Consider the following 16,615-nt stretch of genomic DNA (forward strand, 5'->3'; position numbering starts at 1 on the left):
ATCGGAAGTGCGACACCGGGGCCGCGACGAGCATGGCGAGGTGTCGAAGAACAAAATGATCGTCCTGCTGTCGGCCGGACACGCGTGCGTGGACGTGTACCAGGGTTCGGTCGCCGCACTGGTGCCGTTCTTCGCCGCTGAGCGCGCCTACGGCTACGCGGCGGTGTCCGGCATCGTGCTCGCCGCTTCGTTGCTGTCGTCGGTGGCGCAGCCGTTGTTCGGCGCGCTGACCGATCGGTGGGCGATGCCGTGGTTGCTGCCGGCCGCCACGCTCCTCGGCGGGCTCGGCATCACTCTCGGCGGGCTGGTCGACTCCTACGCGTTGACGCTGACTTTTGTAGCCGTATCGGGAATCGGGGTGGCCGCCTATCACCCCGAGGCCGCGCGGGTCGCGAGGATCGCCGGCGGTGGCGGGCATACGGCCATGGGCTGGTTCTCCCTCGGCGGGAACATCGGCTTCGCCGCCGCCCCCGTACTCGTCGCCGCGGTCATGACACTCGGCGGCCTGCGGATGTCACCACTGCTCGTCGTACCGGCGCTGGCCGGTTCCGTGCTGTGCCTGCCCGTGCTGCTCGCCCTCGCCAGGACTGCCCGCACCGGCGGCTCGTCGACGGAGGTGACAGGGGTCGACGACTGGAGGTCGTTCACGAAGCTGTCGGTGGCCGTCGTCTTCCGCTCGATCGTGTTCGTCGGACTGAGCACGTTCGTCTCGCTCTACGCGCAGCAACGAGCCGGAGGCGGCACGGGGACGGGCAGCGCCGCCCTGTTCCTGCTCTACCTCGGCGGCGCCGCGGGCACGGTGCTCGGCAGCAGGCTGGCCGGGCGCCGGGACCGCGTCACCGTGGTGAGCCGGTCGTATCCGGCCACCGTCGGCGCGGTCGCGGGTGTCGTGTTCGTACCGGGCCCGGCGTTCTTCCCCTTCGTCCTGCTGGCCGCGGTAGGCCTGTACATCCCGTTCTCCCTGCAGATCACGCTCGCCCAGGACTACCTCCCCACGCGCGTCGGCACCGCCAGTGGCGTCACCCTCGGCCTGACGGTCAGCATCGGCGGTCTGGCGAGCCCCGTCATCGGGACGGTCGCCGACCACACCTCCTTGCGAACGGCCTCGGTCCCGTTGATCGCACTGCCGCTTTTGTGCTGGATCACAACCCGGACCCTGCCCGAGCCGTGCTCCGTCCGAACGGGAGCGGAAGAAAGGTCAACGTCGCGCAATTAATCATGTACGAGCCTGTACATCATCAGTTACCGGCTGGTAGGTTCCGGGCATCCGAACGTGATCCACTTCATGATTCAAAGGGGAGTCATGACCCGAAAGCCCGCTCGTCTGCTGGCCGTCGCGATCGCCGTCATCGTCGGTTTCGCCGCCGCGCCCGCCGCCTCCGCCGTCCCCGCCACCGATCCGTTCTACAGCTACGACGGCAGCGATCCGCTGTCGTCGTACAGCCCCGGGACCGTGTTGAAGACCCGGACGCTGAATTACCACGTCGTCGGTATTTCCACGCCGCTCAAGGTGACCCAGTTGCTCTACCGGAGCACCGACGCGCAGGGGAAGCCGTCCGCCAACGTCACTTCGGTGGTGCGCAGCCTCACCGGCGACACCACCAAAGCCGTTTCGTACCAATCGTTCTACGACTCGCTCAACCCCGAACACGGCCCGTCGAGGGCGATCGCCGGCGACGTCTCGCTCGGCGGCCTGATCGCCAACGCGGAGGCACTGTTCATCGCGCCCGCGTTGCTGCTGGGCTACAACGTCGTCATTCCCGACACCGAAGGCCAGAAGGCGAACTTCGCGGCCGGGCCGGAATACGGCACGAACACCCTGGATTCCATCCGTGCCGCGACGAAGGCACCGGAAACGGGAATGAACGACAAGACCCGGTTCGGTCTCATCGGGTATTCGGGCGGCGCCATCGCGACCGGCTGGGCCGCCGCGCTCGCGCCGGATTACGCGCCCGAGGTCAACAAGAACCTCGTCGGTTTCACCGAAGGCGGAGTGCTCGTCAAACCGTCGCACAATCTCAAGTACGTCAACGGCAGCGTCGCGTGGACCGGGGTCATTCCGATGGCGCTGATCGGCGTCTCGCGTTCCTTCGGCATCGATCTCAAACCGTACGCGAATTCTTACGGCCTTCAGGTGCTCAAGGAGATGGAAAAGGCGTCGATCGTCGACGCGCTCGGCCGGTATCCCGGGCTGACGTGGGAGAAATTCGTCAAGCCCGAGTACGTCAACCCGAACAAGGTGCTGCCGTACGTCGAGGCCGTGAACAAGATCAACCTCGGTTCCGCGCCGACGCCCACCGTGCCCGGCTACATCGCGCAGGGCAACAACGGTGTCGTGGAAGGCACTTTCGGCAACCCGCCGGGGATCGGGACCGGCGACGGGGTGATGGTCGCCGGTGACGTGCGCTCGCTCGCGCGGCAGTACTGCGACACCGGCAACAAGTCGATCAAGTACGACCAGTACAACACGCTGAGCCACGTCGGGGCGGCCGTCGCCTGGGCGCCGCAGGCCATCGGCTGGCTCAACGACCGATTCGCGGGCAAGACCGCGCCGTCCAGCTGCGGGAAGATCGCGCCCGGCAACTCCCTTGCCCCGGAGGTGCCGGTCAGCTGACCGCGGTCCGTGAAGGCCTCCTTCCCTACCCTGAGAGTAGGGAAGGAGGCCTTCACGGACTTCCGAGCCGGTACGGTGCCGCACGTGACCGAGCACCGCAAGCTGCCGAAGGGGCCCCACAACCTCAGCCGTGACGAGGTCGCCGAGACCCAGCGCGCTCGCCTGATCGACGCGGTACTGGAGAACACCGGCAAGCGCGGCTACGTCGCCACCACCGTCGGCCACATCACCGCCACGGCGGGCGTGTCCCGGACCTCGTTCTACGAACAGTTCACCGGCAAGCAGGACGCGTTCCTCGCCGCCTATCGCGAGATCACCACCGAGTTCATCACCCAGGGCGTCGCCGCGGGCGCCGAGGCCGCGACCCCGCTGGACGCCGTCTCCGCCTGCTGCGACTTCCTCGTCGACTACGTGCACCGGCGTCCCATCGCCGTCCGCGCCGTCCTGCTGGAGATCTACGCGCTCGGCGACGCGGGGCTCGAAGTACGGGAGAACACCTTGCGCGCTGGGGAAGCCGTCTTCGACCGGACGGCGAGATGGCTGCGCGCCACCGATCCCGCGGTGCCGTCACCGCCGCCGTTCACCGCGCGCACGGTCGTCGCCGCCACCATCGAACTGATCACGCAGGCCATCTGGATCGGCACCGAAGACGCCTACGGCCAGGCGCGCGAAGCCGTCCGCTACACCTGGTTGCTCGGCTTGTTCGGGCACCGGAGCGTCGACGCCTAGCGAGCGAGACGCCGCCGCTCGAAGTCGACGATCAGTTTCGGGTACCGGCGCGGGAGCAGCCGGACGAGCCGGTCGACCAGTTTCGCGTCGTTCCCGACGAGCACCCGAGGCTTTCCTGCCTCGACCCCGTCGACGATGATGCGGGCGGCTTGGCCGGCCGGCATCTTCAGCAGCTTTTCGTTGTACACCCGGACGCGTTCCCGCTGTTCGGCGGTGGGCTCGATGCCGTGGGCCTCGGCTTCCTTCAACGCCGCCGAGGCGATGCCGGTCTTGACCCCGCCCGGGTGGACGACGGTCACCCGCACCGGATGCCCGGCCGCGATCATCTCGGTGCGCAGCGCTTCGGTGAAGCCGCGAACGCCGAACTTGCTGGCGCAGTAGGCACTGAGCGTCGGCTGGGCCATGAACCCGTTGAGGCTGGAGACGTTGACGACCTGGCCGTCGCCGGAGTCGATCAGATGCGGCAGGAAAGCCTTGGTGCCGTTGATGACGCCGAAGAGGTTGACCGCGAGCGTGCGGTCGTACAGCTCCCAGTCGGCGTCGAGCACGGTCTGCCCGCCGCCGGCGATCCCCGCGTTGTTGTAGATCTGATGCACCACACCGAACTGCCCTGCGACGGCGGTCGCGTACTCCAGCACGGCCGTCCGGTCGCTGACGTCCAGCGTGGCGCCCCGCACTTCCGCGCCCAAGGCCTTGACCTCGGCGACGGTGTCGGCCAGCCCGGCTTCGTCCACATCGGACACCGCGAGCCGGGCACCGCGCCGCGCGAGTTCGAGGGCCAGCTGACGGCCGATGCCGGAACCGGCACCGGTGACGACGGCGACCTTGCCGCGAACACTGCTCATCGGGTTTCTCCCGCCGGGTCGAGGGCCACTTCGGCGGTCAGTTCGACGAGCCGCTCGACCAGGTCCGGGGCGATGTGGTGCCCCATTCCGGGGATTTCGACGTAGCGGGCACCCCTGATGGCCTTGGCCGTCGCCCGCCCCCCGCTGTGGTGGACCATGCGATCGGTGTCGCCGTGGACCACGACCGTCGGACAGGTGATGCGGGCGAGTTCGGCGGTGCGGTCGCCGCTGGCCTGGATCGCGCCGATCTGCCGGGCGATACCGCTGCGGGCGCGCCGTCCCCCTGCCCGTTCCCACAGGCCCTCGGCCCAGGCCGTTTCGACGTCCTTGTCCAGCGGGAACGTGGCCGAGCCGAGGTGACCCATCAACGACAGGTGCCCGACCACGGATTCCTCGACCGTCTGGGCGGGCCGCCCCGCCATGCGCAGCAACGTCGACTTCGCAGGCTGCCCGACGCGGCGATGTCCAGTGGTGGAGAAGATCGACGTCAGCGACAGGACGCGGCCGGGGTTCCGGGCAGCGACCGTCTGGGCGATCATGCCGCCCATCGACATACCGACCAGATGCGCCTTCTCGACGTCCAGGTGGTCCAGCAGGCCGACGGTGTCCGCCGCCATGTAGCCCAGGTCGTAGGCATCAGGGAGCGGCCGAGCCAGCAGTTGCCGGAGCTTGCCCGGATTCGGCGCCTTGATGCGATCCGAGCAGCCCGCGTCGCGGTTGTCGAACCGGATGACGCGGAAACCACGACCGATGAGCCCCTCGATCATCGGCCGCGGCCACGACGTGAGGTCGAGACCGAGACCGGCGATCAGCATCAGCGGTACACCGTCGGCCGGGCCGTCCTCGCGGTAGCAGATCCGCGGGCCGCCGGGCAGGTCGGCGAAGCTGTCGCTCACGAACTCACCGCTTCCCGGACGTCGGCGTGCGAGAAGTGCAACTCCGGGTCGGTGATGTCGTCCGCGCGCAGCAGCTTGATGTCGGAGTGGTAGCTCATCGACGTCAGCCACGGCATGCGGTCACCCTGACGCGGAAGCTGGTCGAGAGCGCGCTGGACGTATCCGGCGGCGAAGTCCAGGAACGGCTTCGTCGGCATGTCCGGGTCGGCGACGACGGGACGGCAGACGTCATGGCCGTGGGCGTCCATATGCGCCAGCAGACGGCAGAAATGCTCGCACAGCAGGCCGATCTTGAGCGTCCACGACGAGTTCGTGTAGCCGATCGCGAACGCGGCGTTCGGCACGTCCGAAAGCATCATTCCCTTGTACGCGACGGTTTCCGGCAGAATCACCGGTTTGCCGTCGACGCTGAGCGTGGCCCCGCCGAACACCTGGAGGTTCAGGCCGGTGGCGGTGACGATGATGTCCGCCTCCAGCTCGCGCCCGGATTCGAGCAGAATCCCCTTTTCGGTGAAGGTCGCGATCTTGTCGGTGACGACGTCGGCCTGCCCCTTGCGGATGGCGGCGAACAGGTCACCGCCGGGCACGGCGCACAGCCGCTGATCCCACGGGTCGTACGGCGGGTTGAAGTGCTCGTCGACCGGATAGCCCTTGGGAAGCTGCTTCTTGTTGACGTAACGGATGAGCCCGCGGGCGGTCTTCGGGAACTTCTGGCAGAACTGCCAGACCGCCAGTCCCTTGCGGATGTTCTTGCGGCGAGTGAGCGCGTAGGCCCGCTCCTCGCCGAGGATCTTGCGCAGGCCGTTGGCGATCTTGTCCTCGCGCGGCACCGGCATGACGTAGGTCGGGGTGCGCTGCAGCATCGTCACGTGCGCCGCGGTGCCCGCCATCGCCGGGATCAGGGTGACCGCGGTGGCGCCGCTGCCGATCACGACGACGCGCTTGCCCGCGTAGTCGAGATCCTCGGGCCAGTGCTGCGGGTGCACGATCGTGCCGGCGAACCGGTCCCGGCCCTCGAAACGCGGGGTGAAGCCCTCGTCATAGCGGTAGTAACCGCCCGCGTTGAACAGCCAGCCCGCGCTGAGGCTGGTGCGCTCGCCGGTGTCGGTCCGCTCGATCTCGAGCAGCCAGCGGGCCTCGTCGCTCGACCAGGCGGCCGAGAGCAGCTTGTGGTGGTAGCGGATGGCGGGTTCGAGGCCGTTCTCGGCGACCGTCTCGCGCAGGTACGACAGGATCCGGGGCGCGTCGGCGATGGACTGCTTGTCCCGCCACGGCTTGAACTCGTAGCCGAAGGTGTGGAGATCGGAGTCCGACCGGATGCCCGGGTAGCGGAACAGATCCCAGGTACCGCCGGACGCGCCGCGCGCCTCCAGGATGGCGAACGTCTTGCCAGGGTTCTCGGTCTTCAGGTAGCGCGCGGCCCCGATCCCGGAAATCCCGGCACCGATGATGACCACGTCGAGGTGCTCGACGGGTGTGCTCGTCGTCATGCGGTACTCCAGCCTCGTCTCGGTTGCCTCCACGATGCGGGGCAGGTGGGGAATTGCGCTAGCACTATCTGCACCATCATGATGGACCTATGGTGCAAAGTGCCGCATCGCCGTGGCCGACCCTGTCGCCCGAGGCGCGTGACCTCTTCCGGCGGGGCGCGGAGATCGTGCTGCATCCGCGTGCCGAATGGATCGAGGAGCTGCACGAGGCCTCGCTCGGCGGGGGCAGTATGCGCGCGGTCGCCGAGGACCCCGTGCTCACCGAGGGGACCAAACGCGCCAATCTGGCGAATCTGCTGCACTGGGCGGCCGCCAACGTGCAGCGCCCCGGTGAACGCGTCGCCGCCAACCTGAACCGGGAAGTGCTCGACGGCGCTCGCGACATGGTGCGGCGCGGCTTCGACTCCGGCGGCCTCGACGCCTACCGGCGGGCGCAGGGGGTGGCCTGGCGCCGGTGGATCGAGATCTGTTTCGACCTCACGTCGGACCCGGTCCTGCTCCGCGAGCTGCTGGACGTCTCGTCGTTGTCGATCACCACGTTCATCGAGGACACCGTCGCCGCCGTGTCCGAACGGATGGCCGCCGAACGCTCGGAACTGACCCGCGGCGCCCACGCCGAGCGGCGGGCCACGGTCACCCTGCTGCTGGAAGGCGCGCCCATCAGCCGCTCGCGGGCCGAGGCCCAGCTCGGCTACCCGCTCGCCGGACCGCATACGGCCGCGATCGTCTGGAGCGGCTCGGCGACACCGTCGTCCCAGCAGCTCGAAACCGCCGCGGAAACGCTCATGCGGGCGAGCGGCGCTTCACACCGGCTGACCGTCGTCGCCAGCGCCGCCGCCCTGTGGGTCTGGCTGCCCGGCCGGACCCCGCCGCGCGCGGACCGGCTCGCCGAAGACCTCGCGCCGCACCCCGACGTCCGGGTCGCGCTGGGACGGCCCGGCAGCGGGATCGACGGATTCCGCCGCAGCCATCTGGACGCCGCCGCCACCCAGCGGATGCTCGCCCGGCTCACCTCGCCACAGCAGATCGCGCGGTACCAGGACATCCAGCTGCTCGCCCTGCTCACCGGCGATCCGGCGCAGGCGGGCGAATTCATCGCCGACACCCTCGGCGAACTCCGGCACGCCGACGCCGAGACCCGGGAGACGGTGCGGGCCTACGTGCACGAACTGGGCAACACGACACGGACCGCGGAACGGCTCTACACCCACCGGAACACCGTCGTCCGGCGGCTGGCACGGGCCGACGAACTGCTCCCCCGGCCGCTGGCGGAGAACGCGGTTGACGTGGCCGTCGCACTGGAAACGTTGCGGTGGCTGGGAAGCGGCGCGGGGTCGTAAGGCGAAGGTGCGGCCGTCGGTGGCCGTTCGGTCCAGGTGGTCGTGAGTGGCGTTTCGGGTTAGAACCCGAAACGCCACTCACGACCACCTGCGGGCGCACTCACCGGAGCCCTTGGTGTCGCGCGGTCCGACTCCCCTCACCACGAAAGCGGCAGGTCCAGGTTCCGGAGCATGGCGCGCTGTTCGGCGGTCAGCTCCCCCTCGACCGTGATGGTGAACGGGGGCGTTTCCTTGCGGGAGCGGAGGAATTCGCTCCAGGCGATGCCCAGATTCGCCAGCCCGGTCAGCGAGCCGATGGACAGGCAGATGACCTCGAAGACCCCCATCTCCTCCGTGCTCCGCGAGCCCGCGAGGCTGATCGTCGCGGACCGCGTCACGCCGGCGTCGTCGCGGAGCCAGCTGTAGAACTCGGTCAGCGCTTGTTCGTCGCCGGCGGCGTTGATCGTCAGCTCCACGGGACCTCCCTCGAAGTGCTATCCCTACCAGTCGCCGCTCCGGCCCGGCGTGTAACAGGAATCGGCGCTGCCGGGCGAAACCTCTACATTGAAGGCATGGTTTCCATCGCCGAGAAGGCCACCCGGCTGCAGGAATTGCACGCCGCCCCCGAACTGCTGCTCGTCGTCAACGTGTGGGACGCGATCACCGCGAAGGTCGTCGCCGAAACCCCTGGTACACAAGCTCTCGCCACCCCGAGCCACGGTATCGCCGCCGCCCGCGGCTACCCCGACGGCGAGGTGATCCCCCGCGACGAGATGATCGCCGAGGTCGCCCTGATCGTCCGGGTGGCGGGCGACCTGCCGGTCACAGCGGACCTGGAAGCGGGTTACGGCGACCCGGGCGGCACGGTCGCCCGCGCGATCGAGGCGGGCGCGGCCGGCTGCAACCTCGAAGACCAGATGAAACCGCTGGACGAGTCGGTCAAGGCCGTCGAGGCCGCGGTCGCCGCCGCCCAGTCCGCCGGGATCGACTTCGTGCTCAACGCCCGCACCGACGCCTTCCTCCGGGCGGGCGACCGTGACCCCGAGGAGGTGCTGGCCGACGCGATCACCCGGGGCCGCGCGTACCTGGACGCCGGCGCGTCGAACGTCTTCGTGCCCGGCAAGCTCGACGAGACCCAGGTCGGCAGGCTGGTCGAGGCGCTGGGCGAGCGCAAGGTGAACCTGATCGGCGTCCCGGGCTCGATCCCGCTGGCCACCGCGCAGAAGCTCGGCGTCTCCCGGGTGTCCTACGGGCCGTTCAGCCAGAACGTCGCGCTCACCGCGCTGGCGAAGCTCGCCGAGGACGTCTATGCCGGCGGCGGCCTGCCCGCCGACATGCGCAAGCTGAACTGAGCGAGCCGGGACCCGTCACAGTAGGGTCCCACGCATGGTGCGCGGAGTCGGCCGGACGGAAGGCATCCTGCTGGCCGGCTCCGTGGTCGTCGTGCTCGTGGTGACCGGTGTCCTGGCCAGGTCCCCCGGCACCTGGCTGCTGGAAGTCGTCTGGGTGCTGATCGGGCTGCCGCTGGTGGTGGCCCTGCGCAAGCGCTTTCCTTGACCCGCTTGCTGTGCTGGCTACTGGTGCTGCACGCGATCGTGCTGTGTTACGGCGGGCAGTACACCTACGCGGAGACCCCGGCCGGGGAATGGGTGCAGGGGCTGATGGGCACTCAGCGGAACAACTACGACCGGTTCGCCCACGTCGTCCAGGGTTTCGTCCCGGCGATCGCCGTGCGCGAGGTGCTGCTGCGCCGGACCCCGCTGCGGCCCGGCGCCTGGGTCGCGTTCCTGACCGTCAGCGTCTGCGTGACGATCGCCGCCGGTTTCGAGTTCGTGGAATGGTTCAGCGCGATGGTCGCCGGTGCGGGCGCGGACGATTTCCTCGGCACCCAGGGAGATGTCTGGGACACGCAGTGGGACATGTTCCTCTGCCTGTGCGGCGCGGTGCTCTCCCTGCTGATCTGGCGCAGGGTGCACGATCGGCAACTTTCGGGTGCTTGAGCGTCGCCGGTAACATTCAACGAATCGCCTGTAATCCAGGTAACCCGGCAACGATCTCCTGTTCTGCGTGTCCGGCACGGCAGATACGGTCCTCGGCATGACTCTGCGAGCCGCGGCGGTGCGGCGGAAACCGGTCGCCGATCTGATCGCCGACAGTGATCACGGCACGCTGAAGCGATCCCTCGGCCTTGGGCAGCTGACCATGCTCAGCATCGGCGCGACGCTGGGCAGCGGGATCTTCGTCGTGCTCGGCGAAGCGGTCCCCGTGGCGGGCCCCGCGGTCGTGCTGTCGTTCGTGCTCGCCGGCATCACCGCGCTGTTCTCGGCGCTTTCCTACGCCGAGCTCGCCGGAATGATCCCGGTGTCCGGTTCGTCCTACTCCTACGCGTACGCCACGCTCGGCGAGCTGGTCGCCTGGGTCTGCGGCTGGTGCCTGGTGCTCGAGTACGGCGTCTCGGTGGCGTCGGTGGCCGTCGGCTGGGGGCAGTACCTCAACGAACTGCTGCGGCTGACGTTCGGTTTCGCCATCCCCGACGCGTTCAGCCAGCCGCCGGGCTCGGGCGGGATCGTCAACGTCCCGGCCATCCTCGTCGTGCTGCTCGCCATGTTCCTGTTGCTGTCCGGCGCGAAGGAGAGCGCGCGGGCCAACGCGATCATGGTCGTGATCAAGGTCGGCACGCTGGTGCTGTTCTGTGCGATCGCGTTCTCGGCGGTGCGGGCGGCGAACTTCACCCCGTTCCTGCCGCTCGGCCTGGCCGGACTGAGCGCCGGTGCCGCGAAGCTCTTCTTCTCCTACATCGGCTTCGACGCGGCGTCGACCGCGGGCGAGGAGGCGAAGAACCCGCAGCGGGACCTGCCGAGGGCGATCCTGCTCTCGCTCGCCATCGTCACCGTGCTGTACTGCCTTGTCGCCGTGGCCGCGGTCGGCGCGTTGCCGTGGCAGGACTTCGACGGCCAGGAGGCCGCACTCTCGCACGTGCTCGGCGCCGTGTCCGACAATCCGCTGTGGGCCGGGCTGCTCGCCGTCGGCGCGATCGTGGCGATCTCCAGTGTCGTGCTGACCGTCCTCTACGGACAGACGCGCATCCTCTTCTCGATGTCCCGCGACGGACTGGTGCCCGCTTCCCTGTCCAAAGTGGATCCCAAGACCGGCACGCCCCGGATCAACACCCTGGTGGTCTCCGGCTTCGTCGCGGCGCTGGCCGCGTTCATCCCACTCGGGAAACTGGCCGACGCCACCAGTATCGGCACGCTGTTCGCCTTCGGGCTGGTGAACGTCGCCGTCCTGCTGCTGCGAAAGCGGCAACCGGAGGCCCCGCGTTCGTTCCGCGTGCCGTTCTCCCCCGTGACGCCGGTCCTCGGGGTGCTGTGCTGCGGCTACATGATGCTCAGCCTCGACGGCGAGACCTGGATCGTCTTCGCCGGCTGGATGGCGCTCGGCCTGCTCATCTACTTCGGTTACAGCATGCGCCGATCCCGGCTGGCCGCGGATTCGCCCGTTCGCCGCCATAATTCCTAGCCTGTACAGCCGCAGTCCGGGCCTGATCATTGAATGACGGTGATCGGTGGGGGACACTTCCGTCCGACCCACGGAAAACCCTACCGTGAACCGAGGTCCTTATGCGCCGATATGGCATTACCGTGCTGACCGCGTGCCTCGCCCTGTCCCTCACCTCATTCCCCGTCTCCGCTCAAGAGACGGCGACCGCCCGAGCCTCCTTCTGTTATGAAGAACCCGTACAACCGAAAGCCGATGTAAGTGACATAAAGGCCGGTTTCCAGTCCACGAAGTGGCTGCAGACGATCCAAGCCGTGTACAAGCGGCGCTGGCCGAGCGGCGAAGGCCTCGCGATCGCCCAGGCCAAGGACAAGTACTTCAGCCAGTTCGTCAACAAGACCAGCTTCAACGCGCTCGCGGAGTCCCTGATGGTGGCGATCCACGAAGAGACCCACATGTGGGACCTGGATCCTTCGAGAACATCGTGGGACGTGTACGTCTCGGCGTGGATCGACGCTTCCCGCAAGGCGATGAAGGTCCCGATCCACGGCGGATTCCCCCGTCGCGAAATCCTGCCGCTGATCACGGATGATCTCACGCGTTCGATGGACGACATCTACCTGCGGGATCAGCAGCAGGGCTCGTATCGGATCCAAGGAGTCATCGCGGAACTCAACGCCGGGCTCATGGGATTGCCCGCGGCGACGGTCGTCGCGGAGTACATCCAGGGCGTGGGCGCGAGCAATTCGCGGGACATCGCGGCGACGAACCTGCGCTACCTTCAGCTCTACCTTCGCGTCGCCAAGACCGAACATCCCGATTACTGGGCCAAGATCAAGGCCCAGCCCGAATTGCGCGAATTGGTACTCATCGAATTCCTCCGTACCGCCTACTGGCTGGATCAATCCGCGCCCCACGCCGCCAAACTCGGCAGCGCGGACGTGGCCAAGATCGTCGCCAAGAACTATGCCCCGGAGAACATCGCGATCATCGAGGAGTTCACCGGAGCCAAGGTGAACACGGGTTCGGCCAGGAACTGCACACTCTGACGCCGCGCACGGCTCGCCGGTGACGGACCCGGGTCCGTCACCGGCGAGCCGTCCCGTCACGGCACGAACACCGGCTGGTCCAGCACCCAGAGCCAGGACCCGTCCGGCTGACGGCGGGCGACCTCGATGGTCGCCTCACCGGTGGTCAGCGTGGACGCCGTGAGCGCCAGGTCGCCGCCCACCAGCGCCGGATGCTGCCTGCCCGGCAGGAGTTCCGGCGCGGCCGCGACGAACTCCTCGTACACCTTGCGGATCTCCGCGTGCCCCGTCGCGGTGTTGCCCGGCGGGAACGCCAGTACGGCGCCCGGTTCGTACAACGCCACCAGTCCGTCGACATCGCCCGCGTTGCCTCGCTCGATGAACAACTTGCCCAGATCGTTCGGCTCGGTGGCCACAGTCCTGCTTGTCATGAGGGTGAGCCTCGCAGCCAATCACGACATCCTGTGTCGTGTATTCCGCTAGAGTTCCGGCCATGCGCGCCGACCGGCTGGTTTCACTGGTGTTGCTGTTGCGACACCGCGGCCGCCTGTCCGCGACCACGCTCGCGCGCGAACTGGAGGTCTCCACCCGCACCGTGCTCCGTGACATCGAGGCGCTGTCGGCGGCAGGTGTCCCGGTGTACGCCGAACGCGGCAGGCACGGCGGTTTCGGATTGCTGCCCGGTTTCCGGACCGAACTCACCGGGCTGAACCACGACGAGGCGCTCGCGCTGCTGATCGCCGGATCACGGCGCGGCGCTCAGGCGTTCGGCCTCGGCTCGGCACTCGCGTCGGCCATGCTCAAGGTGGTCGACGCGCTGCCGGAAGGCCAGCGGGACACCGCGGCGGGCGCGGCCCGGCGCCTGCTCATCGACCCGGAGACCGATCTGCTCTCGCGCCGGGTGCCCGCCGAGGAGGTGCCGGACGCCGTCGTCTCCGAGGTCCGGCGCGCGGTGTTCGCGGGACACAAACTGCGTATCCACTACGCGGCCGAGGGCCGGGCACCGCGGTGGCGCACGGTGGATCCGATCGGTCTGGTCACCGTCCGGGATCGGGGATATCTGCTGGCCACGAGGTCCGGTGAGGACCGCACCTACCGGCTGTCCCGGGTGCGGGCCGCCGAGGAGCTCCCCGAACCCGCGCAACGCCCGGACCGGGTGGACCTGGACCGGACCTGGCAGGAACGCGGCACACGGTTCCGGAGCGGCGGGGACCAGGTCGCCGTGTCGGTGCTGGTGGATCCGGTGCGGCGGGACGAACTGGTGGGCACCGCGCTGGCCGTACTCGCGGAAGAAGCCGCCGAGGACAGCCGTCTGCTCATGGAGGTGACCTTCCAGGACGCGCGTCACGCCGAATGGGCGTTGTGGCAACTCGCCACGGACGCGGAGGCCCTTGAGCCGCCTTGGTTACGCGCCTCCTTGCGGGACCGGGCCGAGGCGATCACCAGCCGTTATGGCGGCGGTCGAGGCCGGCCTGACTGACCACAGTGGACAGTCGAGGACGGGATCCGCGCGTGCTTTTGAGACCAACGTCAAGTTGAGCCCGCCGGCCGGGACGGGATAATCCGGCCATGACGAACGCCGCCCTGGGAAAGGCAGCCACGACGTTCAAGGTGCTGCTGAAGGGTTATCGCGTCCGAGCCGGCCTCACGCAGGAGGAACTCGCCGAGGGGTCCGGGGTGAGTGTCCGCGCCATCAGCGACATGGAGCGCGGGATCGCCAAAAGCCCGCAACGCCGGACGATCGAAGCGCTCGCCGCGCCACTGTCCTTGACCGACGAAGAGCTGACGGGCCTGCAGAAGGTCGCGCGGCAGGGCCGCGCCCCCGCGCCCGCACCCGCCGGGATCACCGGCGCGCACCTGATCGGCATCCTGCCGGCGGACGTCGACGACCTCACCGGCCGCGAAGGCGATCTCGACGCGTTGTGCGCCCTTTCCGCGGATCTGGGCGGCGGTCGCCGCAGGTCCGGGCGGGTCGCGATCCTGAGCGGACCTCCCGGGACCGGCAAGACCACCCTCGCGGTCCGCGTGGCGCACAACCTCGCCACGGAGTTCCCCGACGGCAGGCTTTTCCTGAAGCTGCGCGGGATGTCCGCCGAGCAGGCGAACCCGGCGGACGTGCTGCATCTGATCCTGCGCTCGCTGGGCGTCGACGCCGTCCGCATCCCGGCCGATCAGGAGGACCGGATGAGCCTGTGCCGCTCCCTCCTGCACGACCGGGCCACCCTGATCGTCCTCGACGACGCGGCCGACGAGGCTCAGGTCCGGCCGCTGCTGGTCGGCGGGCCGCGGTGTCTCACCCTGGTCACCAGCCGTCAGATGCTGGTGGGGCTGGAAGGCGCGAACAGGCTCGCCCTCGACGTGTTCGGCGAGGACGACGCGGTCGCCCTGCTGTCGACCATCATCGGGGCGGACAGGGTCGCGAGGGAGCCACGGGAGGCACTCGAACTGGTCGATCTGTGCGGGCGGCTGCCGCTGGCGCTGCGGATCGCGGGCAACCGGCTGGCGAGCCGCCCGACCTGGCCGCTGTCGCGTCTGGTGGATCAGCTCCGGGACCGCGGCAGACGGCTGACCACGCTGACCGCCGGCGATCTCGACGTGCGCAGCGTCTTCGAACTGTCGTACCGCCAGCTCAGCCCGAACGCCGCCGCGGTGTTCCGGCGGCTGTCTCTCGTCCCGGCCGCGGACTTTTCGGTGGGGGCCGCGATGACGCTCATCGAAGCGGCCGACGAGGACGACGCCGCAGTGTTCCTGGAGGAACTGACCGACGCGAGCCTGCTGCAGACGTCGCAGGAGAACGGCCGGTACCAGTTCCACGACCTCCTGCGGGTCTTCGCGACCGAACGGCTGTCCCGCGAGGAGGCCCCCGAGGTCGTCGAAGCGGCGGAAACCCGGCTGGCCGATTGGCTGGTGCGCACCGCGACGGCGGCGGGCCGCTACTTCCACCCGACCGACGGAGTCAGCCCCCTCCCGGTCGCGACGCCGTCGTTCGGCGACCATTCCGGAGCGGGCAGGTGGCTCGAGGTCGAACTGAAGAACTGGCACGCCGCGGTCAAAAGCGTCGCCGCGCGCGGTGACCACCGGCCGGTGCTCGACCTGGCCGAGTCCATGCACTGGTACTCGGAGATCGGCGGGACCGCGAGTACCTGGTACGACGTGTTCGAACTCGCCGTGAACGCGGCCATCGCGCTCGGCAGCGACCGGGAGGAAGCGGTCCACCGGAACTATCTGTCCTGGGTGCAGTCCTCGCTGTGCGATCAGGCGGAAGAAGCCGTCCGGACGGCCCGGCTGGCCTGGGACGCCGCGGTCAAGGCGGGCGACCGGCGCGAACAGGGCTGGGCACGGGTGTACCTGACGAGCGCGCATGCCCGCGAGACGTCGTCCGAACTCTTCGACGAGGCGGTGCGCCTGTTCGAGGAGGCGGGCTATCCGCTCGGGGTCCATGTGGCACGGACGATGCGGGCCTCGTACCGGTACCGGGAGGGCCGGTTCGGCGAGGCCGCCGAAGAGTTCGACGCCTGCGTCCGCTACTTCGCGCCGGAACACGGTGGCTCGCGTACTCCGGTGGACGACACCAACTACGCGTACGTGCTGTTGCGTTCGGCCCAGAACCTGGCCGCGCTCGACGCTGCCGATCGGGCACTCACCCAGTGCGAGACGGCACTCGGCCTGTTCCGTCGTCACGGCGCGGCCATGGGCCAGGCCCGCGCGCTGCAGGAGACCGGACGCTTCATGCGACGCCAGGGCGACCACGCGAACGCGCGCCGCCGGTTGTCCGAGGCCGAGGAACTCTACGAACGCATCGGACTGACACAGGCTCAGATCGACACGCTCAACGAAAGGGCGGCGTTGTCCGAGGAGATGGACGACCCGGCATCGGCCCGCGCGGACCGGGAACGCGCGATGGGTCTCCGTGACCGGCTCGGTCGTTCCGAAGCGGTCAAACCGAACTACGGTTCCTAGCTGACGTTGGTCCGCCGGCACGCCGAGGCCGGCTCGGGATGGGGCGCACCGGCCGATCGCCGGTATCCCGTCGACCTCGGCGTGCGCGGGGACGTCGCGGACGACCTGGTCCAGGCGCGGGGTCCGGCGGCCGACGCCCCAGCCTGGGTTTCGTTGTCCAGGACCGGTTCGCCGGAGGGTTCCGGTTCGAAGCCCGGTGGCTGTGTCCGAGTGGCCATCGGCTTCGTGTCGCCGCT

14 protein-coding genes and 1 pseudogene are annotated in these 16,615 nt (G+C 68.9%); 10 read left to right on the forward strand and 5 right to left on the reverse strand.

The genetic code is table 11. The features are described 5' to 3' along the window. Positions 1-40: 40 nt before the first annotated feature. From AC069H_RS35920 to AC069H_RS35930, 3 genes are all read left to right on the forward strand, one after another. Positions 41-1,216, forward strand: coding sequence for an MFS transporter (locus AC069H_RS35920; protein WP_478235298.1), 1,176 nt, complete (start codon positions 41-43; stop codon positions 1,214-1,216). A gap of 87 nt (positions 1,217-1,303) precedes the next feature. Next, positions 1,304-2,614, forward strand: a complete 1,311-nt coding sequence (locus AC069H_RS35925) for a lipase family protein (RefSeq protein ID WP_478235299.1) — start codon at positions 1,304-1,306, stop codon at positions 2,612-2,614. 84 nt (positions 2,615-2,698) lie between these two features. Then, positions 2,699-3,343, forward strand: a complete 645-nt coding sequence (locus AC069H_RS35930) for a TetR/AcrR family transcriptional regulator (protein ID WP_478235300.1) — start codon at positions 2,699-2,701, stop codon at positions 3,341-3,343. On the opposite strand, the gene AC069H_RS35935 is transcribed toward AC069H_RS35930, so the two are convergent. Genes AC069H_RS35935 through AC069H_RS35945 form a run of 3 tightly spaced genes read right to left on the reverse strand, consistent with a single transcriptional unit; the run spans position 3,340 to position 6,574 of the window. After that, a complete protein-coding gene (locus tag AC069H_RS35935) occupies positions 3,340-4,188 on the reverse strand; it encodes an SDR family NAD(P)-dependent oxidoreductase (RefSeq protein ID WP_478235301.1) in 849 nt (282 codons plus the stop codon). The genes AC069H_RS35930 and AC069H_RS35935 overlap by 4 nt on opposite strands. After that, positions 4,185-5,084 (reverse strand): alpha/beta fold hydrolase, encoded by a 900-nt coding sequence (locus AC069H_RS35940; RefSeq protein ID WP_478235302.1) that lies wholly within the window; start codon positions 5,082-5,084, stop codon positions 4,185-4,187. The genes AC069H_RS35935 and AC069H_RS35940 overlap by 4 nt, the downstream gene beginning before the upstream one ends. Continuing rightward, positions 5,081-6,574 (reverse strand): flavin-containing monooxygenase, encoded by a 1,494-nt coding sequence (locus tag AC069H_RS35945; protein ID WP_478235303.1) that lies wholly within the window; start codon positions 6,572-6,574, stop codon positions 5,081-5,083. Before AC069H_RS35945 ends, AC069H_RS35940 begins: the two co-directional genes overlap by 4 nt. Before the next feature lie 89 nt (positions 6,575-6,663). Here AC069H_RS35945 and AC069H_RS35950 point away from each other — a divergent pair, with 89 nt between their 5' ends. Then, on the forward strand, positions 6,664-7,914 hold the full coding sequence (locus AC069H_RS35950; protein ID WP_478227445.1) for a PucR family transcriptional regulator: 1,251 nt from the start codon (positions 6,664-6,666) through the stop codon (positions 7,912-7,914). A 137-nt stretch (positions 7,915-8,051) separates the two neighbouring features. On the opposite strand, the gene AC069H_RS35955 is transcribed toward AC069H_RS35950, so the two are convergent. After that, positions 8,052-8,369 carry an effector-associated constant component EACC1 gene (locus tag AC069H_RS35955; protein ID WP_478235304.1) on the reverse strand — a complete coding sequence of 106 codons (318 nt, stop codon included), beginning with the start codon at positions 8,367-8,369 and terminating at the stop codon, positions 8,052-8,054. Between the two features lie 96 nt (positions 8,370-8,465). Between AC069H_RS35955 and AC069H_RS35960 the strand changes: the two genes are divergently transcribed. The 4 genes and pseudogenes from AC069H_RS35960 (at position 8,466) to AC069H_RS35975 (ending at position 12,440) form a co-directional block, all read left to right on the forward strand. After that, a complete protein-coding gene (locus tag AC069H_RS35960) occupies positions 8,466-9,245 on the forward strand; it encodes an isocitrate lyase/PEP mutase family protein (protein WP_478227447.1) in 780 nt (259 codons plus the stop codon). Positions 9,246-9,279: 34 nt separating this feature from the next. Further along, positions 9,280-9,893, forward strand: a pseudogene (locus tag AC069H_RS35965) (DUF2238 domain-containing protein). Between the two features lie 97 nt (positions 9,894-9,990). Further along, positions 9,991-11,412 (forward strand): amino acid permease, encoded by a 1,422-nt coding sequence (locus AC069H_RS35970; RefSeq protein WP_478227449.1) that lies wholly within the window; start codon positions 9,991-9,993, stop codon positions 11,410-11,412. Between the two features lie 293 nt (positions 11,413-11,705). Next, positions 11,706-12,440 (forward strand): hypothetical protein, encoded by a 735-nt coding sequence (locus AC069H_RS35975; RefSeq protein ID WP_478227450.1) that lies wholly within the window; start codon positions 11,706-11,708, stop codon positions 12,438-12,440. 56 nt (positions 12,441-12,496) lie between these two features. Here the strand turns inward: AC069H_RS35975 and AC069H_RS35980 are convergent, their stop codons facing one another. Beyond that, the gene (locus AC069H_RS35980; RefSeq protein WP_478235325.1) at positions 12,497-12,835 is read right to left on the reverse strand and encodes a YybH family protein; all 339 of its coding nucleotides are present in this window, start codon (positions 12,833-12,835) and stop codon (positions 12,497-12,499) included. A gap of 77 nt (positions 12,836-12,912) precedes the next feature. On the opposite strand from AC069H_RS35980, the gene AC069H_RS35985 reads away from it, so the two are divergent. Together AC069H_RS35985 and AC069H_RS35990 are read left to right on the forward strand one after the other, a co-directional pair. Continuing rightward, positions 12,913-13,899: a helix-turn-helix transcriptional regulator gene (locus tag AC069H_RS35985; protein WP_478235305.1), complete on the forward strand. Its 987-nt coding sequence runs from the start codon at positions 12,913-12,915 to the stop codon at positions 13,897-13,899. Positions 13,900-13,988: 89 nt separating this feature from the next. Then, on the forward strand, positions 13,989-16,379 hold the full coding sequence (locus AC069H_RS35990; protein WP_478235306.1) for a helix-turn-helix domain-containing protein: 2,391 nt from the start codon (positions 13,989-13,991) through the stop codon (positions 16,377-16,379). The last annotated feature ends 236 nt before the right edge of the window (positions 16,380-16,615 follow it).

The sequence above is a fragment of the Amycolatopsis sp. NPDC043887 genome (genome assembly GCF_056435665.1).